Raw genomic sequence first — 25,073 nt, 5'->3', positions numbered from 1 at the left:
CCGCCGGACAGGTCCTAGGCGAGCCCGGCCACCAGGTCGGCCACGGGCTTGCGGCGGCCGGTGAAGAAGGGGATCTCCTCGCGGACGTGCCGGCGGGCCTCGGAGCCGCGCAGGTGGCGCATGAGGTCGACAATGCGGTGCAGCTCGTCGGCCTCGAAGGCGAGGATCCACTCGTAGTCGCCGAGCGAGAAGGAGGCGACCGTGTTGGCGCGCACGTCCGGGTAGCCGCGGGCCATCTTTCCGTGGTCGGCGAGCATGCGGCGGCGGTCCTCGTCGGCCAGCAGGTACCACTCGTAGGAGCGCACGAAGGGGTAGACGCTCACGTAGTTGCGGGGCGTCTCGTCGGCGAGGAACGCCGGGATGTGCGAGCGGTTGAACTCGGCGGGGCGGTGCAGCGCCATGTTCGACCAGACCGGCTCCAGCGCGCGGCCGAGCTTCGTGCGGCGGAAGAGGTTGTACGCCTCCTGGAGCTGGTCGCTGGTCTCCGCGTGCCACCAGATCATGAGGTCGGCGTCGGCGCGCATGCCGGAGAGGTCGTAGGTGCCGCGGACGGTCACGTCCTTCGCGGCGAGCTGGTCGAACAGCTCCTGCACCTCGTCGGCGTACCCCGCGCGGTTCTCGGGGAGCGCGTCCTTCAGCTTGAAGACGGACCACAGGGTGTAGCGGATGACCTCGTTGAGGTCCTTGGCCAGCTTGCCCTTGTTCGGGATCCTGCCGGACTCGGTGGTGGGGGCATCGTCACTCATGGTCCCTATTCTCCCGCTCCGCCGTGCAGGCTCTGCACCGGGTGGGCCGTCAGCTCCGCCACACCGGTCAGGTCGCCGCCGAGCTGGTCGACGGCGGCGTGGGCGCTCGCGATGCAGGCCGGGATGCCGACGCCGTCGTACGGCGCGCCGCACACCGCGAGGCCGGGCAGCTTGGCCACGTGCTCGCGGATGCGGGCCACGCGCGCGTGGTGGCCCACCGGGTACTGCGGCAGCCCGTTGGTCCAGCGGGTCACGCGCGTGCGCAGGGGTACGGCGTCCAGCCCGACGGCGTCGCGCAGGTCCTGCCGGGAGACGTCGACCAGTTCGGCGTCCTCGCGGCCGAGGATCTCCGTCTCGCCGTGGCGCCCTACGGAGGTGCGCAGCACCACCACGTCCGGGTCCTCCTCGGCGATCCAGCCCCACTTCCGGGAGGCGAAGGTGGACGCCTTGATGGTGCGGCCGTCGATGGGCGGGACGAGGAATCCGCTGCCCTCGGGCAGATCGAGGCCGGAGCGCCGGTAGGCGAGGGTGACCAGGGCCATGGAGGCGTACTCGACCTCGGCCAGTTCGGCCGCGGCGGCCGGCGCCTCGGCGCGCAGCAGCTCCGCGGCGACGGGCGCGGGGACGGCGACGATCACCGCGTCGGCGTGCAGCACCCGCTCGCCGGCGACCACGCGCCAGCCCGCGGCCCCCGCTCCGGCGGCGCTGCCGCCCGCGCCGGCGGACTCCGGCGGTGCGACCCTTCGCAGCTCCGTCACCGGGGCGTCGGTGACGATCTCGCCGCCGTGCGCCCGGACCGACTCGGCGACCGCGAGCGGCAGCCGGCCCACGCCGCCCTCGATGCCCATGAACACCGGGCCGGTCTGCTGCTGGGCGGCGGCCCGGGCCTGGATGTCGCGGACGGCCGCCGTGAGGGAGTCGTGGGTGCGGGCGGCCTGGAAGAGCTGGGGGACGGCCGAGCGCATCGAGATCCGGTACGCGTCGCCGGCGTACACCCCGCCCAGCAGGGGCTCGACGAGCCGGTCGACGACCTCGCGGCCCAGCCGCGCCGCCACGTACTCCCCCACCGCCACGTCGTCGCCGACCTCCGTGCGGGGCAGTTCGGCGTCGCGCTCGATCCGGGCGAGCCCCTCGTCGGACAGGACGCCGGCGAGGGCGGCTGCGGTGCCCGGGACGCCCATCACATGGCCCTTGGGCATCGGACGCAGGGCGCCGCGGGTCCAGATGGAGGCCGTCGCGGTGGCCGGGGGCTGAAGCTGCCCGTCGAGACCCACTTCGCGCGCGAGCGCCACCGCCTCGGGCCGGCGGGCCAGCATCGACTCGGCGCCGAGGTCCACGCGGACGCCCGCGATCTCGCCCGGGAGCAGCTTGCCGCCCACTCGCCCGGAGGCCTCGAGGACGGTCACCCGCGCTCCGCGCCGCACCAGCCGGTGCGCGGCGGCCAGGCCCGCGACACCGGCTCCGACGACGACGACATGCCCCGTGCTCGTACCCGTTGCGCTCATGTCCCCCACTCTCTCAGACCTCACTGACACTCCCCGCCGTCCCCGGTGTCCGGACCGTGACCGCATCGGGACCCCATCGGGACCGCGTCCGTCCAACGTTTCCGGCCGCCGGTCCGTCGAAGAAACGTCATCCGACAGTTCACCGTCCTCGGGGGTACCGCCCATGCGCACACCACGAATCGCACGACCCGTACCGGCCCTCGCCGGGGTCCTGCTCGCCGCCTCTCTGGCGCTCACCGGGTGCAGCGCCGGGGGTGACTCGGGCGGCGCGTCGAAGGCCGCCGCGCCCGACGCGGCGCAGCAGACGGGGGCCGGCGGCGCCCGGGCGGACGGGGCCGAGTCCGCCCGCAGGACGCCGAAGCTGAACACGAGCGCGATCATCCGTACCGCCTCCCTGACCGTCCAGGTCAAGGACGTGCCCAAGGCCCTGGACGAGGCCCGCCGGACCGCCGAGGGCGCGGGCGGGTACGTCGGCGACGAGAGCACCAGCCGGGACAGCGACGGCCATGAGCACACCCGGGTGGTGCTGCGCGTGCCCGGCGACCACTACGACGAGGTTCTCACCGGTCTGCAGGGCACCGGCAAGCTCGTGGAGCGCACGGCGAAGGCCGAGGACGTCACCGACCAGGTCGTGGACGTCGACAGCCGGGTCAGGTCGCAGCGGGCCAGCGTGGCCCGGATCCGCGAGCTGATGGACCGGGCGACCAAGCTGAGCGACGTCGTCAGCCTGGAGGGGGAACTGAGCAGCCGTGAGGCGGACCTGGAGGCGCTGCTCGCCCAGCAGGCGTCCCTGAAGGACCGCACGAGCTTCGCGACCATCACCCTGTCGCTGTCCGAGACGCCGGTGCACAAGGCCGCCGCCCGTGACGACACCCCCGGCTTCGTGGACGCGCTGTCGGGTGGCTGGCACGCGTTCCTGGCGATGCTGCGCTGGATCGCCGTGGTCGTCGGCGCCGTGCTGCCGTTCGCCGCGCTCGCGGCCGTGCTGGCGCTGTTGTGGGCCCGGGTCCTGCGCCCCCGCCTGCCGCGCCACCCGCAGCCGGCCCCGGCGCCGATGACCGCGACGGGCCCCCTGCCCCATGCGCGCCCCGTCCCGTCTGCCAGCTCACCGGAGCCGGACGAGGACTGAAATCCCCTGGCGGCCCGCCCCCGGACCAGGCCCCCTCGGGCGCGGCCGGGGCTGAACTCCTGTGGCCGGGTCGCAGCCGGTCCCGTCGCCCCGGAGCTGAGCTCCGGCAGCGGCCGACGCCGGACCATGCCCCGCCGGGCCCTCCCGGTACCGAGATCCGGTAGCGGCTCGGCGCCGGACCCCGGCCGGGGCTGCGCTCCGCCTCGAACTGACCGGTACCGGCCCCCTCTTGCCCGAGCCGGCCGGGCTGAAGTCCCGTGGCCGGTCGGCCGCCGGGCCCGTCCGCGTCGGTCCCCGGCCCGCGGCTGCGGAGCGGTGCTCCGGGGGCGGGGCCGCGACTGCGCTCCGCTCCGCCCCGACCGGAGCCGCCCCCCAGCCCCCCTCAGGACTCCCCTCCCCGCCCCCGGCCACGAGACTCCCCGGGCCCGGTCAGGAATGAAGTGGCCCCGGCCCGTAGCGTGTTCCCCATGAGTATCGGTGGTGGGCAGGGCGGGGCGGAGCGGCTGGTCGTGGTCGGCGGGGACGCCGCGGGGATGTCCGCGGCGTCGCAGGCACGCCGGTTGCGGGGACCGGAGGAGCTGGAGATCGTGGCCTTCGAGCGCGGCCACTTCACCTCCTTCTCGGCGTGCGGGATCCCGTACTGGGTGGGCGGTGCGGTGACCGAGCGGGACGACTTGATCGCCCGCACTCCGCAGGAGCACCGCGCGCGGGGGATCGATCTGCGCCTGCGCACCGAGGTCACGGAGATCGACGTGGCCGGGCAGCGGGTACGCGCGCGTGACGTCGATTCCGGTGCCGAGTCGTGGACGTCGTACGACAAGCTCGTCATCGCCACCGGCGCCCGCCCGATCCGCCCGGACATGCCCGGCGCGGACGCCCCCGGAGTGCACGGGGTGCAGACCCTGGACGACGGCCAGACCCTGCTGGACACGCTGGCACGCGCGCGTGGCCGCCGTGCGGTGGTCGTGGGGGCCGGGTACATCGGCGTCGAGATGGCCGAGGCGCTGATCAACCACGGCTTCGAGGTGACCGTCGTCAACCGCGGCAAGGAGCCCATGTCGACCCTCGACCCGGACATGGGCCGCCTGGTGCACCGGGCCATGGAGGGCCTCGGCATCACCATGGTCGACGACTCGGCGGTGACCAAGCTGCTGACCGGTGAGGACGGCCGGGTCCGCGCGGTGGCCACGGAGGACGCCGAGTACCCGGCGGACGTCGTCGTCCTCGGCATCGGCGTGCGTCCCGAGACCACCCTCGCCCGGGCGGCGGGGCTCCCGCTCGGTGCCCACGGCGGCCTGCTCACCGACCTCGCGCAGCGGGTGCGCGGCCACGAGAACATCTGGGCCGGCGGCGACTGCGCCGAGGTGCTGAACCTGGTCTCCGGCCAGGAGCAGTACGTCCCGCTCGGCACCCACGCCAACAAGCACGGCCAGGTCATCGGGACCAACGTCGGCGGCGGCTACGCCACCTTCCCGGGCGTGGTCGGCACGGCGGTCAGCAAGGTCTGCGATCTGGAGATCGCCCGCACCGGCCTGCGGGAGAAGGACGCACGCCGGGTGGGTCTGCAGTTCGAGACGGTCGTCATCGAGTCGACCAGCCGCGCCGGCTACTATCCCGGCGCCTCGCCCATGACGGTCAAGATGCTCGCCGAGCGCCGCACCGGCCGCCTCCTCGGGGTCCAGATCGTCGGCAGGGAGGGCGCCGGCAAACGCGTGGACATCGCCGCGGTGGCCCTCACCGCCCAGATGACGGTGGAGCAGATGACGGCCCTGGACCTGGGCTACGCGCCGCCGTTCTCGCCGGTGTGGGACCCGGTCCTGGTGGCGGCGAGAAAGGCGGCGGCGAAGGTCCGGCAGGCGTGAGGGGCCGTCCGACCGGAGGATCTACGCCGTGCCGCTGATCCGCGGCAGGGACGTGACACCGGCGGACGACGACACGGCCGCGGGCTGCTCCCCGGCGGGCTTCGCGTGGGACGCGGTCGGCCGGGTGGAGCGCAGCCGGTAGCTCACCGCCTCGTCCAGCGTCACGGGCCGCTGCATCTGCGCGGCCAGCCGCCCCGCCTCCTGGCCGAGCCGGGCGACGTCCTCCCAGGGGAGCCGCACCACCAGGGAGACCTCCGCCTCGCCGTCGGGCATCGCATGCATCGGAGGAGTAACTCGTTCGCTCATCGCCTGATCCTCACGTCGGTTGAGATGACATACGCGCCCCGGCCGGGCGGCGTTCACCGATTCGCGCGCCGCATCGCGGGCACTACTTCTGTGTGGTCATCCCCGTCCATGACGTGAACCCGGTGCGCCGCACCCCTTATGTGACGTACGCCCTCATCGCCGCGAACGTCCTTGTCTTCCTCTCCACTCCGGGCCTGGCCGGTTCCGTGTCCGGCGGAGGGAACCTGGCGCAGCTGTGCCATCTCCAGGCCTTCATGGACCACTACGCGGCGGTCCCGAGAGAACTGATCCACCATCAGATGCCCCGGGTCGTCCCCACCGGAGACATCGGCATGGGCCCGCACGGCGCCGGCTGCGTGGTGGCGCCGCCGACGTACGGCAAGTCCCCGGCGCTGTCGGTGTTCACGGCGATGTTCCTGCACGGCGGCTGGCTGCACCTGCTGGGCAACATGCTCTTCCTGCTGATCTTCGGCAACAACGTCGAGGACCGGATGGGTCACATCCGCTTCCTGCTCTTCTACGTCGTGTGCGGCTACGCTGCCGGGTACGGCTTCGCACTGCTCAACGCCACCTCCGGAGAGCCGCTGATCGGCGCCTCCGGGGCCATCGCCGGGGTCCTCGGCGCCTATCTGGTGCTGTTTCCGAGGGCGAGGGTGTGGGTCCTGGTGCCGTTCCTGATCTTCCTGCCGCTCCGGCTGCCCGCCTGGCTGGTGCTGGGCTTCTGGTTCGGGCTGCAGGCCGTGTACTCCTCCGGGCACGGCGTCTCCGGCACCGGCAGCGTGGCCTACGCGGCGCACGTGGTCGGCTTCGTGGCGGGCATGCTGCTCGCCTGGCCGCTCAAGCCCGGCACCCCGCCCCCGCCGGAGCCGCGCCGCCTGCTGTTCGGCAGGCAGGCCCGGCCCCGTCAGGTGTGGTGAGGAGAGGAGAGCGCGGGCCTCAGCGGGCGCTGTGCGTGTGCACGTACTCCACGAGCCGGGTCAGCGCGTCCGGGTCGGTGTTCGGCATGACGCCGTGGCCGAGGTTGAACACATGCCCCTCCAGGCCCGCGGCGGCGTCCAGCACCTCCTGGGCCCTGGCCTCGACGGTGTCCTTGCCGGTGAACAGCACCGTCGGGTCGAGGTTGCCCTGGAGGGCCTTGCCGGGACCGACGCGGCGGGCGGCCTCGTCCAGCGGGATCCGCCAGTCGACGCCCACGACGTCCGCGCCGGCCTCGCCCAGGAGGGCCAGCAGCTCGCCGGTGCCGACACCGAAGTGGATGCGCGGCACGCCGTACCCGGCGACGGCGTCGAAGACCTTCGCCGAGGCAGGCAGGACCGACCTGCGGTAGTCGGCCGGGGCGAGGGCGCCGACCCAGGAGTCGAAGAGCTGCACGGCCGAGGCGCCGGCCTCGATCTGCACCTTCAGGAAGGCGGCCGTGATGTCGGCGAGGCGGTCCAGCAGGTCGGCCCACAGCTCGGGGTCGCCGTACATCATCGCCTTGGCGTTCTCGTACGTGCGCGACGGACCGCCCTCGACCAGGTAGCTCGCGAGGGTGAACGGCGCGCCGGCGAAGCCGATCAGCGGGGTCGGGCCCAGCTCGCGGGTGAGCATGCCGATCGCCTCGGTGACGTAGGAGACGTCCTCGGGGGTGAGGTCGCGCAGCCGGGCGAGGTCGGCGCGGGTGCGGATCGGCTGCTCGACGACCGGGCCGACGCCGGGCTTGATGTCGAGGTCGATGCCGATGGCCTTGAGCGGGACGACGATGTCGCTGAAGTAGATCGCCGCGTCCACGTCGTGCCGGCGCACGGGCTGCAGGGTGATCTCGGTGACCAGCTCGGGCCGCATGCAGGACTCGAGCATCGGGACGCCCTCGCGGACCTTTCGGTACTCGGGCAGGGAGCGGCCGGCCTGGCGCATGAACCACACCGGAGTGTGCGGAACGGGTTCACGCCTGCACGCCTTCAGGAAGGCGCTGTCGTACGTCGCTGCCGGCTGCGGGCCCGTGGGAGTGTCGTTCGCGGTCACGGGGCAAGTCTCGCACGACGGCGGTCGGCGCACGTCAGCCGTGGGGCTCCGCCGGCCCCGCGGGCGGCAGGGCGGGTAACGGAGCGGGGTGTCTAGCCCGGCACCGAGCACCGGCTCCCTTACCCTTCCCGCATGGCTGCGGCTCAGGGACGAATGTCGGACAGCGCTGACGGAACGGACGACGCGAAGGACACCGGGGAGGCGGACCGGCCTTCCGGCACGTCCGGACCGCCGGCCTTCCGTGCCGCGGTCGAGGCCCTGCGCAGCGCCCGGCTGCGCCCGCAGGTCGAGGTGGAGCCCACCCCGGCCCCGCAGCGGCTCGCCCCGTTCGCGTACGCGCTGGAGGCCGTGGTGGTCGACGGCGAGCAGGAGCTGGCCGACGGCCGGCTGGTGCTGCTGCACGACCCGGCCGGGCACGACGCCTGGCACGGCACGTTCCGGCTGGTGACACTGGTGCGCGCGGAGCTGGAGCCGGAGATGGCGGTGGACCCGCTGCTGCCCGAGGTGTGCTGGTCGTGGCTGACCGGCGCGCTGCAGTCGCGCGGGCTCACCTACGGCGAGCCGAGCGGCACGGTCACGCGCGCGGGGTCGCACTACTTCGGCGGGCTGTCCGAGCGCCCGCCCGCCTCGCAGATCGAGATCCGGGCCTCCTGGACGCCGCGCGAGGGGCTCGGCGGGGCGCCGGACACGGCGGCCCACCTGGCCTCCTGGTGCGATCTGCTGGCCCAGGTCGCGGGGCTGCCCCCGGCCGGCCCCGGCGACGCGTCGGTGGTCACCCTGCCGCAGCGCCGGGGTCCGCAGTCCCGGTGACCTGACCGCCCCTTTCCGCCGGTTAATCCTCGCGTACGCCTTGTTGACCATCTCTTTGTCGATACGGCCACTTTCCGCACTCGAATCGCATCGGCTCGAAGCGACTCGATCTTCGGATGATCGATCGCGTGTCCGAATTGCACGAATTGTTACTCACTAGATCGTGATCATTCTCTAAAGGCGGACGGGTTTGCTGCCGAAGACGACTGTGACCTTGAAAGCACGGTTCGTCCCGGCTTCATCCCCACAAGCCGGCCCCGTCCCCCCACCCCAGGAGGCCTGGTGTCCGTTCTCCTCGAGCAGCCCGCAAGCCTGGTCGCCTACCGCCCGAACAAACCGACCGCCATGGTGGTCGTGGCCGACCCGCGCGTCCGCTCCACCGTCACCCGCCATCTGTGGGCCCTCGGTGTGCGCGACGTCATCGAGGCCTCGTCCATCGCGGAGGCCCGCCCCCGCATCGGCAACCCCCGTGACATCTGCGTCGCCGACGTCCACCTGCCCGACGGCTCCGGCCTGACCCTGCTGTCCGAGACCCGCGCGGCCGGCTGGCCCAACGGGCTGGCGCTGTCCGCCGCCGACGACATCGGCGCCGTGCGCAACGCCCTGGCGGGCGGGGTCAAGGGCTACGTGGTCACCGGCACCCGCACCAACATCGGCCTGCCCACCCGGCCCGGCGCCACTCCCCTCGGCGCCGCCGCCCGTATGCACCGCCGCCCCCCGGGTGCCCCGAGCCACCCGGGCGGCTACCGCGAGCTGTCCGGACGCGAGGTGGAGGTGCTGCGGCTGGTCGCGGAGGGCCAGTCGAACAAGGCGATCGGTGTCTCCATGGGCCTGTCCGCCCTGACCGTCAAGAGCCACCTCGCCCGCATCGCCCGCAAGCTCGGCACGGGCGACCGCGCCGGCATGGTGGCGGTGGCCCTGCGTACCGGAATCATCCACTGACCTGCTAAGACCGCCCCTCCTTGTTGACGCCGCCCGGCGCGCAGCCGGTTCACTCATGTGATGCGGAAGTTTCACCAGGCTGACTGGTTCACGACCCTCCGGCACCCGTCGACGGAACGTTCCGTCGACGGGTGCTGTCCCCGCACGGATACCCTTGACAGGTGACCGACGCCCAAGAGACCGCAGCAGACAGTTCCCTGCGTACCCACGGAGGCACCCCTCCGGACGACGCGGGGTCTTCTGTGACGGGGACGCCGGTTCCGCTGCTCGAACCCCGCGAGGGCATTCCGCCCGTGATCGCCGACGAGGCGTCCCTCGCCGAGATGATCGCCGCCTTCGCCGCCGGCTCCGGACCCGTCGCCGTCGACGCCGAGCGCGCCTCCGGCTACCGCTACGGCCAGCGCGCCTACCTGGTGCAGCTGCGCCGCGAGGGCGCCGGCACCGCGCTGATCGACCCGGTCGCCTGCCCCGACCTGTCCCGTCTCGGCACGGTGCTGTCCGGCGTCGAGTGGGTGCTGCACGCGGCCACCCAGGACCTGCCGTGCCTGCGGGAGATAGGCCTGATGCCGACCGTCCTGTTCGACACCGAGCTGGCCGGCCGGCTCGCCGGGTTCCCCCGGGTCGGCCTCGGCGCCATGGTCGAGAACGTCCTGGGCTTCGTGCTGGAGAAGGGCCACTCCGCCGTCGACTGGTCGACCCGGCCGCTGCCCGAGCCGTGGCTGCGCTACGCCGCCCTCGACGTCGAGCTCCTCGTGGACCTGCGCAACGCCCTGGAGAAGGAGCTGGACCGGCAGGGCAAGCTGGAGTGGGCGCTGCAGGAGTTCGACGCGATCGCGGCCGCGCCGCCCGCCGAGCCGCGCAAGGACCCCTGGCGCCGCACGTCCGGGATGCACAAGGTGCGGCGGCGCCGGCAGCTGGCCGTCGTCCGGGAGCTGTGGCAGACGCGGGACCGGATCGCGCAGCGGCGGGACGTCTCCCCGGGCAAGGTGCTCAGCGACGCGGCCATCGTGGAGGCCGCGCTCGCGGTTCCGAGCAGCGTGCACGCGCTGGCCGCGCTGAACGGGTTCGGGCACCGGCTGGGGCGGCGCCAGCTGGAGCAGTGGCAGGCCGCCGTCGACCGGGCCAGGGCCCTGCCGGAGTCCGGGCTCCCCCAGCCCGGCCAGCCGGTGACGGGACCTCCGCCGCCGCGCGCCTGGGCCGACAAGGACCCCGCCGCCGCGGCCCGGCTGTCCGCTGCCCGGGCGGGGGTGTCGGCGCTGGCCGAGCGGCTGGGCATGCCGCAGGAGAACGTGGTGTCTCCGGACACCGTGCGCCGGCTGTGCTGGGAGCCGCCGGCTGCCGATCCGGCGGCCGTGGAGGCCGCGCTGGCGGGGTACGGGGCACGGCCGTGGCAGGTGGAGCTGGTCACGCCGGTTCTGGTCGCCGCGCTGACGGCGCCGGGTACCCAGTCGCCGTAGCGCTGGTTCGTGTCGGCGGCTGCCCGTGCGCCGTGGTGGCTGGCGCCGTTCCCCGCGCCCCTTCTGGCGCGTCCGCACGGCGGAGAGCCGCTGTACGAGAGCAGTTGACGCTGCCGCTCGGGGAGGAGCCGCTGGACGCGTGGCGGCGGCGCCGGACCGGCGGCGGACGCGCACGGGACCAAGGTCACGCCGGTGGTGAACGGAGAGCGAGCGGCTCGGGCAGGCCGCCGCACACTCCCCTGCGCGTGCAGGGCCCACCCCGACCGCTCCACCCCCGGTGTGACGTTCGCCGCTCCAGGCGACAGGACTGGGCAGCTACGTTACTCACAAGTAGCATGGTCATGAGCAAGCGCTCAGCGTCCCGCATCCTGGAGGAGAGCCACGTGCCTCGTACCGTCAGGGACGTCGTCTTCGTCGACGGCGTCCGCACCCCGTTCGGCAAGGCGGGCCCGAAGGGCATCTACCACGAGACCCGCGCCGACGACCTCGTCGTGAAGGCGATCCGGGAGCTGCTGCGCCGCAACCCCGGTCTGGACCCGAAGACGGTGGACGAGGTCGCCATCGCCGCGACCACCCAGATCGGCGACCAGGGCCTGACCATCGGCCGCACGGCGGGCATCCTGGCGGGTCTGCCGCAGTCCGTCCCCGGCTACTCCATCGACCGCATGTGTGCCGGCGCGCTGACGGCCGTCACCACGGTCTCCGGCTCCATCGCCTTCGGCGCGTACGACGTCGCCATCGCCGGCGGTGTCGAGCACATGGGCCGCCACCCCATGGGTGAGGGCGTGGACCCCAACCCGCGGTTCGTGAGCGAGAAGCTGGTCGACGAGTCCGCGCTGTTCATGGGCATGACCGCGGAGAACCTGCACGACCGGTACCCGCAGATCACCAAGCTGCGCGCCGACGAGTACGCGGTGCGCTCGCAGGAGAAGGCCGCCAAGGCGTACGCCAACGGCAAGATCCAGCAGGACCTGGTGCCGATCTCGGTGCGCCGCACCAACCCCGAGGCCGGCGAGACGGGCTGGGGCCTGGTCACCGCCGACGAGCCGATGCGCCCGGGCACCACCCTGGAGAACCTCTCGGGTCTCAAGACCCCGTTCCGCGTCCACGGCCGGGTCACCGCCGGCAACGCGGCCGGTCTGAACGACGGCGCCACCGCCTCGGTCATCGCCAGCGAGGACTTCGCCCGCGAGCACGGCCTGCCCGTCAAGATGCGCCTGGTGTCGTACGCCTTCGCGGGCGTCGAGCCGGAGGTCATGGGCTACGGCCCGATCCCGGCCACGGAGAAGGCCCTCGCCAAGGCGGGCCTGAGCATCTCCGACATCGGCCTGTTCGAGATCAACGAGGCCTTCGCCGTCCAGGTCCTGGCCTTCCTCGACCACTACGGCATCGCGGACGACGACGAGCGCGTCAACCAGTACGGCGGCGCGATCGCCTTCGGTCACCCGCTCGCCTCCTCCGGCGTCCGTCTGATGACGCAGCTGGCCCGCCAGTTCGAGGAGCAGCCGCAGGTCCGTTACGGCCTCACCACCATGTGCGTCGGGTTCGGCATGGGCGCGACGGTCATCTGGGAGAACCCGCACTTCGAGAGCGCTGCCGGAGGCGACAAGTGAGCACCACCGCTGAACTCCTGAAGGGCGCGGCCGAGCTGTTCCCGGACGAGGTCGTCACGCAGGCGCACGTACGCCACTTCGACCTGCCCCTCGGTGCCGGGCGCTTCGCGCTCATCACCCTGGACAACGGCCTGGACCACACCAAGCCGACCACCTTCGGCCCGGCGTCGCTGGCGAACCTCAACGCCGCCGTCGATCAGGTCGAGAAGGAGGCCGCGGCCGGCGAGATCGTCGGCGTGGGCATCACCGGCAAGCCGTTCATCTTCGCGGTCGGCGCCGACCTCAAGGGCGTCGAGCTGCTGACGAAGCACGAGGACGCGCTGGCCATCGGCAAGGGCGGCCACGAGGTCTTCAAGCGCCTGTCCAAGCTCGCCGTGCCCAGCTTCGCCTACTACAACGGCGCGGCCATGGGCGGCGGCGTCGAGGTCGGCCTGCACTGCACCTACCGGACCGTCTCCAAGGCGATCCCGGCGTTCTCGCTGCCCGAGGTCTTCCTCGGCCTGGTTCCCGGCTGGGGCGGCTGCACGCTGCTGCCGAACCTGATCGGCGCCGACAAGGCCGTCTCGGTCATCATCGAGAACAGCCTCAACCAGAACAAGCAGCTCAAGGGCAAGCAGGTCTTCGAGCTGGGCATCGCCGACGCCCTGTTCGAGGGTGCCGACTTCCTGGAGCAGTCGCTGCTGTGGACCGCGCAGGTCCTCAAGGGCGACATCGAGGTCGATCGCCCGGTGATCGACCGCGGCGAGGCCTGGGACCAGGCCGTCGCCCGGGGCCGCTTCATCGCGGACTCCAAGGTGCACGGCGCGGCCCCGGCCGCCTACCGCGCCCTCGACATCGTCGCCGCCGCCAAGAACGGCGACCTGCAGCAGGGCTACGACGCCGAGGACAAGGCGCTGGCCGACCTGATCATGGGCGGCGAACTGCGCGCGGGCATCTACGCGTTCAACCTCGTGCAGAAGCGCGGCAAGCGTCCCGCGGGCGCCCCGGACAAGAACCTGGCCCGCCCGGTCACCAAGGTCGGCGTCGTCGGCGCCGGTCTGATGGCCTCCCAGCTCGCGCTGCTCTTCCTGCGCCGCCTGGAGGTGCCGGTCGTGCTGACCGACATCGACCAGGAGCGCGTCGACAAGGGTGTGGGCTACGTCCACGCCGAGATCGAGAAGCTGCTCGGCAAGGGCCGGATCAACCAGGACAAGGCCAACCGCCTGAAGGCCCTGGTCACCGGTGTGCTGGACAAGGCCGAGGGCTTCGCGGACGCGGACTTCATCATCGAGGCCGTGTTCGAGGAGATCGGCGTCAAGCAGCAGGTGTTCGCGGAGGTCGAGGCGGTCGCCCCGGCGCACGCGATCCTCGCCACGAACACCTCCTCGCTGTCGGTCACGGAGATGGCGTCGAAGCTGAAGCACCCCGAGCGGGTCGTCGGCTTCCACTTCTTCAACCCGGTCGCGGTGCTGCCGCTGCTGGAGATCGTCCGCGGTGAGCAGACCGACGACGCCTCGCTCGCGACGGCGTTCGCGGTGGCCAAGAAGCTGAAGAAGACCGCGGTTCTGGTCAAGGACGCCCCGGCGTTCGTCGTGAACCGCATCCTGACCCGCTTCATGGGCGAGATCCAGAACGTCATCGACGAGGGCACCCCGGTCGAGGTCGCCGAGAAGGCCGTGGAGCCGCTCGGTCTGCCGATGTCCCCGCTGGTGCTGCTGGAGCTGGTCGGTCCGGCGATCGGCCTGCACGTCTCGGAGACCCTCAACCGGGCCTTCCCGGACCGCTTCACGGTCTCCCCGAACCTCGCCGCCGTCGTCAAGGCGGGCAAGCGCGGCTTCTACGTCTACGACAGCGGCAAGCCGGAGCTGGACCCGGAGGTCGCCGCGCTGCTGAAGCAGGGCGATGTCGTCCTGACGGAGGAGCAGGTGCGGGCGCGGGTGCTGGACGCGGTGGCGCAGGAGATCGGGCTCATGCTCGAGGAGGGCGTCGTCGCCGAGGCCCAGGACATCGACCTGTGCCTGATCACGGGCGCCGGCTGGCCCTTCCACCTGGGCGGCATCACGCCGTACCTGGACCGCGAGGGCGTCTCGGAGCGCGTGAACGGCAAGAAGTTCCTGGCACCGGGCGTGGCGAGCATCCCGGCGTAACACCCGGTCGTTCGACGAAGGGCCCCCGCTGCGGCGGGGGCCCTTCCCGTGCGTTCAGACCTGCCGCCACGCCTCCAGGGCCAGGCCCGGCTCGTCCTTGCGCCGGGTCAGCAGGAGCTGTCCGGTGGACGGGGACAACGTTGCCGCCGCCACCCGGCCGTCCTCGTCCGTCGTGAGGGACACCAGGGCGTCGAGCGGCAGTCGGGGGCCCGACTCCGTCCACCAGGCGCCCGCGGACTCCAGTTCGGTGGGGTACGCGGCGAAGACCACGCGACCGCTCGCCGCACGCTGGGCCAGCAGGGTGCAGTCGTGGCCGTCGAGGTCGCAGCGGACGGCCGCGACGGGGCCGGGCCCCGCCGCCGTGAGCAGGGTGACCGGCTTGCCGCCGGGGCGCCAGGCGCACAGCTCGCCCGAGGTGTCCGTGTAGAACACGGTCGTGCTGTCGGCGGACGTGGCGAGGGCGTGGAGGGTGCCGGGGCGCACCGGGGCCGCGAGCGTCTCCTGCAGCACCGGCTCGGCGCCGGGCGCCTCCTGACGCCAGTGCAGGAGGGTTCCTGCAGCGGCCGCGTACAGCTCGACCCTGCCGGACTCCCCCGTCACCGCCGCGAGGCCCTCCTCGACCCGGCTGCCCTTCAGGTCCCGCCAGGGCTCCCAGCCGCCCTTCTCCTTCTGCGCGAGCAGGCTCACGCCGCCGTCGGCGTTGCGTACGAAGACATGGGCGCGGCCCTGCGCGTCGACGGCGACGGCGGGTGTGCCGGTGCGGTCGCCCTTCTTGTTCGGGTGGCCGATCGGGGTCCAGTCCAGCGCCGCGAGGTGCGGGCGGAAGTGGGTGGAGTGCACCAGGCCCGACTCGCCCTTCGTCGTGGGCCGCCAGGAGACGAGGTGGGCGTAGCCGTCGGTGCCCTGCCCGACGGCGAGGACGGGGTGGAGCTTCTGGCCGCCGCCCACCGTGCGCGGGTCGGTCCAGGGGCCGCCCGGCCCGCGCTCCGCCCGGCACAGGACGGCATCGCCCGACAGCTGGTAGACACTGAGCCGGCCGTTGCGGCCGCGGAGGAGCCAGTCGCCGTTCACCGGCTCACTCTAAGCCGCCGGTCCAGGGCGCCGGGTGCCGCCCCCGGCGGGTGCGTGGGACCCTTGGGCCCATGGACGACCCCCTCGGCACCCCGGAACCGGACGGCCCTGTGCTCGTGATCGTCGACGGCGCGAACGTCGTCGGGTCCCGGCCCGACGGCTGGTGGCGGGACCGCCGGGGCGCCGCCGAGCGACTGCGCGACCGGCTGGCCGGCGAGGGTCTGCCGGGCTTCCCGGCCGAGCCGGAGATCGTGCTGGTCGTCGAGGGCGCGGCGCGTGGCGTGGAGTCGGTGCCCGGCGTGCGGGTCGACTCGGCACCGGGCAGCGGCGACGACCGCATCGTGGAGCTGACCGCCGAGAACCCCGCCCGCGCCCGCCTGGTGGTCACCGCCGACCGCGAACTGCGCCGCCGGGTCACGGACCTGGGCGCCGAGGTCACCGGTCCGCGCGCGGTACTCGGGCCCAAGGAGTAGGCGGCGCCGCAGAACACGACCCGTAGCGCGGGTTCTTCACCGTGCGGGCCCGGGACACGGACGGCCGCCTCGGCCCGCCGAGCCGGGAGGTGCGGGCGCGGACGCCCGCGGCGGCCGCGGCGGATCGCTCGGCGCCGGCCCGGCCCTCGCAGGCGGCCGGGCGCGTGGTCGGCAGCCGGACCGTGCGGCTGTCGTGGGGCGCCTCCCGGGACAACCGGCCCTGGCACGGCGCCGGGGCGCCCTCGGTCGGGGCGCCCCGGCGCGAGCGGATCGGGTGCCGGGCGGTCGCGGCCGGACGGAACCGCCGGCCGTGCCCTACGGCGCGTTCCCCGGCGGCGGGCCCGGTACCTGGCCCGCTGTCTTCTCCCGCACGGCGAGGCGGCTGTGGGTACGGCCGTAGAGGAAGTAGACGAAGAAGCCGATCACCATCCAGATGGCGAACCGGAGCCAGGTCTCGGCGGGCAGGTTGAGCATCAGCCACAGCGAGGCGCACACCGACAGGATGGGCAGGACCGGGACCCAGGGGGTGCGGAAGGAGCGGGGCAGGTCGGGGCGGGTCTTGCGCAGGATGATGACGCTGATCGCGACGACGACGAACGCGAACAGCGTGCCGATGTTGACCAGTTCGGCCAGCTCGCTCAGGCTGGTGAAGCCGGCCACGATGGCGATGATCACGCCGAGCAGGATGGTCGGCCGGTGCGGGGTCTTGAACCGCGGGTGGACGCGGGAGAAGAAGCGCGGCAGCAGTCCGTCGCGGCTCATCGCGAAGAACACCCGGGTCTGGCCGAGCAGCAGGATCATGCAGACGGTGGTCAGGCCGATGGCGGCACCGAAGCTGATCACGCCCGCGTACCAGGGGTGCCCGATCGCCTTGAACGCGTCGGCGAGCGGCGCCTCCACCGAGAGCCGGGTGTACTTCTCCATGCCGGTGACGACGATGGACACGGCGACGTAGAGCACGGTGCAGATGAGCAGCGAGCCGAGGATGCCGCGCGGCATGTCCCGCTGCGGATTGCGGGTCTCCTCGGCGGCCGTGGCGACGATGTCGAAGCCGATGAACGCGAAGAACACCACCGAGGCGGCGGTGAAGATGCCCATCACCCCGAAGTTGGCCGGTGCCCAGCCGAAGATCAGCTGGATCAGCGGTGCCTTCAGGCTGGCCCCCGCCGCCACCGGCTCCGGCTTGGGGATGAACGGCTGGTAGTTGCTGCCCGTGATGAAGAACGCGCCGGCGATGATCACGATGAGGACGACGGTCACCTTGATGGCGACGACGAGCGAGGTGATCCGGGCGGACAGCTTCATGCCGAGGACGAGGATGCCCGTGAGCACCAGTACCAGCGCGGCGGCGAGGATGTCGAAGCCGAAGCCGCTGGCGTTGTCCCGGCTCGCGAGGTAGGCGGGCAGGTGCCAGCCCGCGTTGTCGAGCAGCGAGCGGATGTAGCCGGACCAGCCGACGGCCACCACCGCCGTGCCGAGCGCGAACTCCAGCACGAGGTCCCAGCCGATGATCCAGGCGGGCAGTTCCCCGAGGGAGGCGTACGAGAAGGTGTACGCGGAGCCCGCCACGGGCACCGTGGAGGCGAACTCGGCGTAGCAGAGGGCGGCCAGCGCGCAGACCACGCCGGCCGCCACGAAGGCCAGGGCCACCGCCGGTCCGGCGTTGTTCCTGGCAACCTGTCCGGTGAGGACGAAGATGCCGGTGCCGATGATGACGCCGACGCCGAAGACGGTCAGGTCGAGGGCGGAGAGGGACTTCTTGAGCGAATGCTCGGGTTCCTCGGTGTCCTGGATGGACTGCTCGACGTTCTTCGTCCTGAAGAGCGTGCTCCTCACGTGCCTACCTCCCACGCTTGTCGTCCTCGACATGGCTCGACATGATCGAGAGGGCCGGGGATGCGTATGCCCCGGCAAGGGCAGGTTCACGCAAACGGGCCGGTTCCGCCACCCGTGGAAGGGGGGAACCGGCCCGTGGGGCGGGTTTCGCGCTAGTCGCGCGCGGGCTCGACGGAGTCCACCGCGTCGGCCGTACGGTCGAACCGGCCGTCCAGCTTGGAGACCAGCCCGGTGACCTGGCGGGCGATGTCCGGCGCGGTCAGGCCGATCTCGGCGAGCACCTCGGCGCGCGAGGCGTGGTCGAGGAAGCGCGGCGGGATGCCGAAGTCGCGCAGCGGTACGTCCACGCCCGCGTCCCGCAGCGCCTGGGCGACGGCCGAGCCGACGCCGCCGACGCGGGAGTTGTCCTCGACGGTGACGACGACCCGGTGGCGCTCGGCGAGCGGGGCCATGGCCTCGTCGACGGGCTTGACCCAGCGGGGGTCGACGACGGTGGTGGAGATGCCCTGCTGGTCGAGCAGACCGGCGATCTCCAGGCACATCGGGGCGAGCGCGCCCACGGAGACCAGCAGCACGTCCGGCCGGTCGGTGCCGGGCTCGCGCAGCACGTCCATGCCGCCGACGCGCCCCACGGCCGGTACGGCGGGGCCGACGGCGCCCTTGGAGAAGCGGACGACGGTGGGCGCGTCCTCGACGGCGACGGCCTCGCGCAGCTGGGCCCGCACCTGGTCGGCGTCGCGCGGGGCGGCCAGCCGCAGCCCCGGGACGACCTGCAGGATCGACATGTCCCACATGCCGTTGTGGGAGGCGCCGTCGGTGCCGGTGACGCCGGCCCGGTCCAGGACGAAGGTCACGCCGCACTTGTGCAGGGCCACGTCCATCAGGACCTGGTCGAAGGCGCGGTTGAGGAAGGTGGCGTACACGGCGAAGACCGGGTGCACCCCGGCGTGGGCCAGGCCCGCCGCCGACACGGCACCGTGCTGCTCGGCGATCCCGACGTCGTAGACCCGCTCGGGGAAGCGCTTGGCGAACCGGTCCAGGCCGACCGGCTGGAGCATGGCCGCCGTGATGGCGACGACGTCCTCGCGCTCCTCGCCCAGCTTGACCATCTCGTCGCCGAAGACGGAGGTCCAGTCGGCACCCGAGGAGGCGATCGGCAGGCCGGTGTCGGGGTGGATCTTGCCGACGGCGTGGAAGCGGTCGGCCTCGTCCTGCAGGGCGGGCTGGTAGCCGCGGCCCTTCTCGGTCAGGCAGTGCACGATGACCGGCCCGCCGAACCGCTTGGCCCGGGCCAGCGCCGACTCCAGCGCCTCGATATCGTGCCCGTCGATCGGGCCGACGTACTTCAGGCCCAGGTCCTCGAACATGCCCTGCGGGGCGATGAAGTCCTTCAGCCCCTTCTTGGCGCCGTGCAGCGTCTCGTACAGCGGCTTGCCGACCACCGGCGTCTTCTCCAGCACCTCCTTGGTGCGGGCGAGGAACCGCTCGTAGCCGTCGGTGGTCCGCAGGGTCGCCAGGTGGTTGGCGAGGCCGCCGATCGTCGGCGCGTACGACCGCTCGTTGTCGTTGACGACGATGACCAGCGGGCGGTCCTTGGCGTCGGCGATGTTGTTCAGCGCCTCCCAGGCCATGCCGCCGGTCAGGGCGCCGTCACCGATGACGGCGACGACATGGCTGTCCCGCTTCTTGAGCTGGTTGGCCTTGGCGATGCCGTCCGCCCAGCCCAGCACGGTGGAGGCGTGGCTGTTCTCGATGACGTCGTGCTCGGACTCGGCTTGCGAGGGGTAGCCCGACAGGCCGCCCTTCATCTTCAGCCGGGAGAAGTCCTGCCGTCCGGTGAGCAGCTTGTGCACATAGGACTGGTGACCGGTGTCCCACAGCACCTTGTCCTTCGGCGACTCGAAGACCCGGTGCAGGGCGATGGTCAGCTCCACCACACCGAGGTTCGGGCCGAGGTGGCCGCCGGTCTTGGACACCGCGTCGACGAGGAAGGTCCGGATCTCCTCTGCCAGCCGGTCCAGCTCTTCCAGGCTGAGCCGGTCCAGATCGCGCGGTCCCGTGATGCGGGTCAGCAGCGGCACCCGTGCCTCCTTGCAGTAAAAGCTGATCGAGCTGTTGCCGGGCTCGACGAGTCTAATGTTCCGCCTTTGCACGACACGACAGCGCCCGGCACCTGGGAAGGCACCGGGCAGCGTCAAGGGGCGCGGGGCACCGCGCGACCAGCCACGACGGACCGGCACCGCAGTACCACCGCGCCCCTGCGGCGCGTGGGCGAACCGGCTACGCCCGCCCGGCCGCCTTCTGGCTGCGCCGCGACACCGAGTCGATGACCACCGCACCCAGCAGCACCGCGCCGGTGATCATGTACTGGATCGACGTGTTCATGTTCAGCAGGTCCAGACCCGTCTGGATCGACTGGATGACCAGCATGCCCAGCAGCGCCGACCACACCGAACCACGGCCGCCGAAGAGGCTCGTACCACCGATGACGGCGGCCGCGATGGCGAGCATCAGCGTGTTGCCGCCGCCGGCGTTCAGCGTGGCGCTCGCGGTCTGGCCGGCGAAGAACATGCCGCCGAGCGCCGCGAAACCGCCGGAGATGGCGAACACGGTGATCCGCACCATCGGCACGCTGATACCGGCACGACGCGCGGCCTCGATGCCACCGCCGACTGCGAACACCTTGCGTCCGTACGTGGTACGGCGCAGCACGAAGTCCACGATCACCAGCGCCGCGAGGAAGATCACCAGGGCGTTGGAGACACCGGCGGAGTTGTTCAGCACCGCGGCGGCGGCGAAGGAGGCGATGGCGAGGACGCCGACGCGCAGCAGGATCTCGCTGGTGGGCCGGAACGGCACGCCGGCGGCCCTGCGGCGGCGCTGCTCGTTGAGGTTGCCGACGAGGGAGAGGACGACACCGAGGCCCGCCAGCAGGTAGGCGCCGATGATGTCCTGGTCCATGAAGAAGGAGTTCTGGCCGAACAGGTGCACCGGCCCGGAGTCGTCCGGGATGTTGATGGTGCCGCTGGAGCCGAGCAGCCACAGCATCAGGCCGTTCCAGCCCAGGAAGCCGGCCAGGGTCACGACGAAGGCCGGTACGCCGATCTTCGCGAAGAACCAGCCCTGCAGCGCGCCGATGCCGACACCGGTCACGATGGTCAGGACGAGGGCCAGCCAGCCGTTCATGCCGTGGTTGACCACGAACACGGCGAACACCGTCGAGGCCAGTCCGCTCACGGAACCGACGGACAGGTCGATCTCACCGAGCAGCAGCACGAACACCAGGCCGATGGCGAGCATGCCGGTGGCCGAGAGGAAGTAGCTGATGTTCGAGAGGTTGTCGGCGCTCAGGAACCGGCCGTTCTCCAGCTGGAAGATGGTCCAGATGACGACCAGGCCCACGAACACCGGCAGCGAACCGAGCTCGCCGCCCTTGATCTTCCGCTTGAACTCGGTGACGTAGCCCTTCAGGCCCTCGTCGCGGACCAGCAGGCGCGGGTCGACCACCGGCACCGGCGCGGCCGTGGGGTCGTCGGCCGGGGCCACCGTGGTGGCGGACTTCGCGACGGTGTCGGCCTTCTCGGTCTTGGGCGCGTTCTCGCCCTTCACGGTCTTCTCACTCACTTGGCCGCCTCCGTGGTGCGACGCTCCGCACGACGCGTCACGGCATTGTCCGTGGCACCCGTGATCGCGGCGATGATTTCTTCGTGGCTGGTGCTCTTCACGGGGAAGGAGCCGTTGTTCCTGCCCAGGCGCAGGACGGCGACGGTGTCCGCCACCGCCTTGACGTCGGCCATGTTGTGGCTGATCAGGATGACACCGAGGTTGCGCTCGCGCAGCCGCTCGACCAGGTCGAGGACCTGGGCGGTCTGCTCGACGCCGAGGGCGGCGGTGGGCTCGTCGAGGATGACGACCTTCGGGTCGCCGATCAGGGCGCGCGCGATGGCGACGACCTGGCGCTGACCGCCGGAGAGGCTGGCGATCGGGATGCGCACGCTCGGGATGCGGATCGAGAGGGTGCTCAGCAGCTCGCGGGCCTGCTTCTCCATCGACACCTCGTCGATGGCGCCCCGGTGCAGCAACTCGCGCCCGAGGAAGAGGTTGCCGACCACGTCGAGGTTGTCGCACAGGGCGAGGTCCTGGTAGACCGTCGCGACGCCGAGTCCCTGGGCGTCGTGCGGCTTGGTGATGCTGACCGGCCTGCCCTCCCACTCGATGACGCCCTCATCGATGGGGTGCACACCGGCGATCGTCTTGACCAGGGTGGACTTTCCTGCGCCGTTGTCGCCCACCAGGGCGACCACTTCACCGGCGTGGACCTCCAGCTCGACGTCGGTGAGGGCCTGGACCGCACCGAATCGCTTGGAGACTCCGCGCAACGCCAGCACGGGCGTAGCGGACACGTGAACCATCTCCTTCGCCGCCTGACCGGCGGGGATGCCGCGCTTGGGGGACAGGCGCGGAGGGACGTGCAAGGCACGTGGTTTACAAGATGAACATGCGCGAATCCGCTGCCCTTGGCAACGGGTCCGTCCGACGCCCGCCCGGCAGCGGGGTCTGAAGGCCGGGGCGGGCGTCGGAGGAGCTTCGCGGGTCCGCCGTCCGGTCACTGCCGCTCGATCGGCGGCCGGTACCGGCGGAGGGTCGCTACTGCGAGCGGGTGACTACTGGAGGCCGGCGGCCTTGCAGGCCTTGGCGTAGTCGGCGGTGCAGATCTGCTGGACGGTGTACAGCTTGTCCTTGATCACCGTGTCCTTGATGTTGGCCTTGGTGACCGACACCGGGGTCAGCAGCTGGGAGGGCACCTTGTCACCGGAGCCGCTGGTCAGCGTCTGGTTGGCGAGGGACTTGATGTCCTTGCCCTGCAGCAGGTCGACCGCGAGCTGGGCGGCGGCGTCGGCCTCCGGCTTGAACGCCTTGTAGACGGTGCTGGACTGGACACCGGCGACGATGCGCTGGATGCCCGCGAGCTCCGCGTCCTGACCGGTCAGCGGGATGCCGCTGATGCCGGCGCCCTTGAGGGTGGTGGCGATACCGCCGGCCATGCCGTCGTTGGCGGAGTAGACGCCCGCGATCTTCTTGGCGCCGAGCTGGGTGATCGCCGCCTTCATCTTCTGCGCGGCGACGGTGTCCTTCCACAGGCCGGACTGCTCGTAGGCGATGTCGACCTTGCCGTCGAGGGCCTCGTGGGCACCCTTCTTGAACTGGCCGGCGTTCGGGTCGGCGTCGTCACCGTTGATCATGACGATCTTCGACTTCTTGGTGGCCTTGGAGCCGAGGGCGTCCAGCAGCGCCTGACCCTGGAGCTGGCCGACCTTGACGTTGTCGAAGGAGACGTACGCGGAGACCGGGCCCTGGGCGAGGCGGTCGTAGGCCACGACCTTGATGCCCTTGTTGACGGCGGTCTGGATCGAGGACTTGATCGCGGCCGAGTCCTGGGCGCTGATCACGATCACCTTGACGCCCTTGGTGATCATGCTGCTGACCTGCTGAGCCTGCTTGGCCGCGTCACCGGCGGCGTTGGCGTACTCGACGTTGCAGTCGGAGCAGAGGTCCTTGACCTTCGCCTCGAAGAACGGCTTGTCGAACTGCTCGTAGCGCGCGGTCACGCTGTCGGGGAGCAGCAGGCCGATGGTCTTGCCGCCACCGGAGGAGCTGCTGCCGGAGTCGTCCTTCTTGTCGCCGGCCTTGCCACAGGCGGCCATCGACAGGGCCATCGAAACCGCAGCGGTTCCGATCACGACTCTACGCATCGTTGCGTTCATTTGGGGGTGCCTCCCTGACAGGGCCGCAACGCCGCGGCCGAGGTGGCTGGAAGTCAACTCGGCCACACGTGCGACGTCAAGAAGTAAATACTTAACGAGATGGCAACGGCGTCATTCGTTCTCTAAGTGAAGGCGAGGGCGGAGACGGCCACCGAGCCGTCCAGAAGGGTCGAATCGCCCATCTCGCTCAGCGCGAGGGCAAGCGCTCCGAGCACCTCCGCACGGCCCCCCAACGCCCCTGGGAGAACGGACAGTTGACGCGCCGCACTGGGGATCGCATAGCGGCCGACGGACTCCCTGATGGGCCCGAGGACGAGCTCTCCGGCCTCGGCGAGATCACCGCCGAGGACGACCCGGCTCGGGTTCAACAGATTGCACAGGTTGGCCACTCCACTGCCGATGTGGCGGCCGACGTCGGCGATCACCCGACGGCAGCCCGGGTCTCCGTCCCTGGCCAGTCGCACGACGCCTTCCATGGTCAGGTCGGTGCCATGACTGGGCTGGAGCAGCGGGAGCACATAGCGCGCGGCCGTGAAGGTCTCCAGGCAGCCACGGTTCCCGCAACGGCAGACCGGGCCGGATTCGTCGAGTGTAATATGTCCGATTTCACCTGCTGTGCCGCCGGGGCCTCGGTAGATCTTCCCGTTGATCACCAGACCGGCGCCGACGCCGCTGGCGACCTTGATGTAAGCAAGATCACGGACGCCCTTGCCACTGCCCCAGACCAGCTCACCGAGGGCGCCGAGGTTGGCGTCGTTGTCCACGTGCACGGGTACGCCGAGCCGCTCGCGCAGCTCCTCGGCGGGCTTGGTGCCGCCCCAGCCGGGGAGGATCGCGGTGGACCCGAGGGTGCCCGACTCGACGTCGATCGGACCGGGCACGCCGAGCCCGACGCCGGCCACCTTGGTCCGGTCCACGCCCGTGGCCGCGATCAGGCGGTTGACCAGTTCCTCCGCCCGGTCGAAGCCCTGGGTGGAGCTGGCGTCGACGTCCAGCGGCTCGGACTCCTCGGCGAGGACCTGGTGCGCGAGGTTCCCGATCGCGACGCGCAGGTGGGTGTGCCCGAAATCGACGCCGATCACGATGCCGGCGTCGCCGCTCAGGCTGACGCTGCGGGCCCGGCGTCCACCCGCCGACGTGGGCGTGACCTCGACGGTCCCGCCGTCCTTCAGCTCACGCACGATGTTGGAGACCGTCGCGGCGGACAGGCCGGTCGTCCGCGCGATCTCCGCCTGCGTGAGCGACCCGGCCAGCCGCACGGCCCGTACGACTCGTTCCAGGTTGGCTCGGTGCAGCGACGACTGCGACCCCGGAGTCTCCATCGACCCATCCACTCCCGCCATCGGCCGGGCGGCCCCTGTCGCCGCCCGTGGCCCAGGTCACATCTACGGAACCGGGCCACTTACAAGTTATGAACTCCAAGCTCGG

At 71.8% G+C, this 25,073-nt stretch carries 20 protein-coding genes and 1 pseudogene; 10 read left to right on the top strand and 11 right to left on the bottom strand.

The window, feature by feature from the left end:
* Positions 1-14: 14 nt before the first annotated feature.
* Positions 15-746, bottom strand: a complete 732-nt coding sequence (hemQ, locus tag ACZ404_RS11965) for a hydrogen peroxide-dependent heme synthase (protein WP_468438624.1) — start codon at positions 744-746, stop codon at positions 15-17.
* A gap of 5 nt (positions 747-751) precedes the next feature.
* Complete coding sequence (gene hemG / locus ACZ404_RS11960; protein WP_468438622.1) at positions 752-2,251, bottom strand: protoporphyrinogen oxidase; 1,500 nt, start codon at positions 2,249-2,251, stop codon at positions 752-754.
* A gap of 163 nt (positions 2,252-2,414) precedes the next feature.
* Here hemG and ACZ404_RS11955 point away from each other — a divergent pair, with 163 nt between their 5' ends.
* The gene (locus ACZ404_RS11955) at positions 2,415-3,380 is read left to right on the top strand and encodes a DUF4349 domain-containing protein (RefSeq protein WP_468438620.1); all 966 of its coding nucleotides are present in this window, start codon (positions 2,415-2,417) and stop codon (positions 3,378-3,380) included.
* A gap of 467 nt (positions 3,381-3,847) precedes the next feature.
* Positions 3,848-5,242, top strand: coding sequence for an FAD-dependent oxidoreductase (locus ACZ404_RS11950; protein WP_468438618.1), 1,395 nt, complete (start codon positions 3,848-3,850; stop codon positions 5,240-5,242).
* Between the two features lie 21 nt (positions 5,243-5,263).
* Here ACZ404_RS11950 and ACZ404_RS11945 read toward each other — a convergent pair whose 3' ends face one another.
* On the bottom strand, positions 5,264-5,548 hold the full coding sequence (locus ACZ404_RS11945; RefSeq protein ID WP_468438616.1) for a hypothetical protein: 285 nt from the start codon (positions 5,546-5,548) through the stop codon (positions 5,264-5,266).
* A 92-nt stretch (positions 5,549-5,640) separates the two neighbouring features.
* On the opposite strand from ACZ404_RS11945, the gene ACZ404_RS11940 reads away from it, so the two are divergent.
* Positions 5,641-6,465: a rhomboid family intramembrane serine protease gene (locus tag ACZ404_RS11940; protein ID WP_468438614.1), complete on the top strand. Its 825-nt coding sequence runs from the start codon at positions 5,641-5,643 to the stop codon at positions 6,463-6,465.
* A gap of 19 nt (positions 6,466-6,484) precedes the next feature.
* On the opposite strand, the gene hemE is transcribed toward ACZ404_RS11940, so the two are convergent.
* Positions 6,485-7,552 (bottom strand): uroporphyrinogen decarboxylase, encoded by a 1,068-nt coding sequence (gene hemE, locus ACZ404_RS11935; protein ID WP_468438612.1) that lies wholly within the window; start codon positions 7,550-7,552, stop codon positions 6,485-6,487.
* A 132-nt stretch (positions 7,553-7,684) separates the two neighbouring features.
* Between hemE and ACZ404_RS11930 the strand changes: the two genes are divergently transcribed.
* The 5 genes from ACZ404_RS11930 to ACZ404_RS11910 all read left to right on the top strand — a co-directional run bounded on the left by ACZ404_RS11930 (position 7,685) and on the right by ACZ404_RS11910 (position 14,500).
* Complete coding sequence (locus ACZ404_RS11930; protein ID WP_468438610.1) at positions 7,685-8,362, top strand: DUF3000 domain-containing protein; 678 nt, start codon at positions 7,685-7,687, stop codon at positions 8,360-8,362.
* A gap of 282 nt (positions 8,363-8,644) precedes the next feature.
* A complete protein-coding gene (locus ACZ404_RS11925; protein ID WP_387512466.1) occupies positions 8,645-9,304 on the top strand; it encodes a helix-turn-helix transcriptional regulator in 660 nt (219 codons plus the stop codon).
* A gap of 161 nt (positions 9,305-9,465) precedes the next feature.
* On the top strand, positions 9,466-10,761 hold the full coding sequence (locus tag ACZ404_RS11920; protein ID WP_468438608.1) for a ribonuclease D: 1,296 nt from the start codon (positions 9,466-9,468) through the stop codon (positions 10,759-10,761).
* 383 nt (positions 10,762-11,144) lie between these two features.
* A complete protein-coding gene (locus ACZ404_RS11915; protein WP_468438992.1) occupies positions 11,145-12,374 on the top strand; it encodes a thiolase family protein in 1,230 nt (409 codons plus the stop codon).
* Entirely contained in the window at positions 12,371-14,500 is a 2,130-nt protein-coding gene (locus ACZ404_RS11910; RefSeq protein WP_468438606.1) for a 3-hydroxyacyl-CoA dehydrogenase NAD-binding domain-containing protein, read from the top strand. The genes ACZ404_RS11915 and ACZ404_RS11910 overlap by 4 nt, the downstream gene beginning before the upstream one ends.
* Before the next feature lie 54 nt (positions 14,501-14,554).
* Here the strand turns inward: ACZ404_RS11910 and ACZ404_RS11905 are convergent, their stop codons facing one another.
* Positions 14,555-15,571: a DUF8189 domain-containing protein gene (locus ACZ404_RS11905; protein ID WP_468438604.1), complete on the bottom strand. Its 1,017-nt coding sequence runs from the start codon at positions 15,569-15,571 to the stop codon at positions 14,555-14,557.
* Between the two features lie 71 nt (positions 15,572-15,642).
* Here ACZ404_RS11905 and ACZ404_RS11900 point away from each other — a divergent pair, with 71 nt between their 5' ends.
* Complete coding sequence (locus ACZ404_RS11900; RefSeq protein WP_468438602.1) at positions 15,643-16,044, top strand: NTP pyrophosphohydrolase; 402 nt, start codon at positions 15,643-15,645, stop codon at positions 16,042-16,044.
* Between the two features lie 35 nt (positions 16,045-16,079).
* Positions 16,080-16,262 (top strand): annotated as a pseudogene (locus tag ACZ404_RS11895) (fibronectin type III domain-containing protein); the annotation flags it as partial.
* 97 nt (positions 16,263-16,359) lie between these two features.
* Here ACZ404_RS11895 and ACZ404_RS11890 read toward each other — a convergent pair.
* The 6 genes from ACZ404_RS11890 to ACZ404_RS11865 form a co-directional block, all read right to left on the bottom strand.
* The gene (locus tag ACZ404_RS11890; RefSeq protein WP_468438600.1) at positions 16,360-17,880 is read right to left on the bottom strand and encodes an amino acid permease; all 1,521 of its coding nucleotides are present in this window, start codon (positions 17,878-17,880) and stop codon (positions 16,360-16,362) included.
* A gap of 152 nt (positions 17,881-18,032) precedes the next feature.
* Positions 18,033-19,961 (bottom strand): 1-deoxy-D-xylulose-5-phosphate synthase, encoded by a 1,929-nt coding sequence (dxs, locus tag ACZ404_RS11885; RefSeq protein ID WP_468438598.1) that lies wholly within the window; start codon positions 19,959-19,961, stop codon positions 18,033-18,035.
* A 199-nt stretch (positions 19,962-20,160) separates the two neighbouring features.
* Positions 20,161-21,489: a sugar ABC transporter permease gene (locus tag ACZ404_RS11880; RefSeq protein ID WP_468438990.1), complete on the bottom strand. Its 1,329-nt coding sequence runs from the start codon at positions 21,487-21,489 to the stop codon at positions 20,161-20,163.
* Between the two features lie 11 nt (positions 21,490-21,500).
* A complete protein-coding gene (locus ACZ404_RS11875) occupies positions 21,501-22,292 on the bottom strand; it encodes an ATP-binding cassette domain-containing protein (RefSeq protein WP_468438989.1) in 792 nt (263 codons plus the stop codon).
* Positions 22,293-22,544: 252 nt separating this feature from the next.
* On the bottom strand, positions 22,545-23,633 hold the full coding sequence (locus tag ACZ404_RS11870) for a sugar ABC transporter substrate-binding protein (RefSeq protein ID WP_468438596.1): 1,089 nt from the start codon (positions 23,631-23,633) through the stop codon (positions 22,545-22,547).
* 134 nt (positions 23,634-23,767) lie between these two features.
* On the bottom strand, positions 23,768-24,967 hold the full coding sequence (locus ACZ404_RS11865) for an ROK family transcriptional regulator (protein WP_468438594.1): 1,200 nt from the start codon (positions 24,965-24,967) through the stop codon (positions 23,768-23,770).
* Positions 24,968-25,073 lie beyond the last annotated feature (106 nt).

This window comes from Streptomyces sp. NPDC030798 (assembly GCF_055572275.1).
Note: the sequence above shows the minus strand (reverse complement) of the source record. Positions and strands in the feature narration are given on the sequence as shown.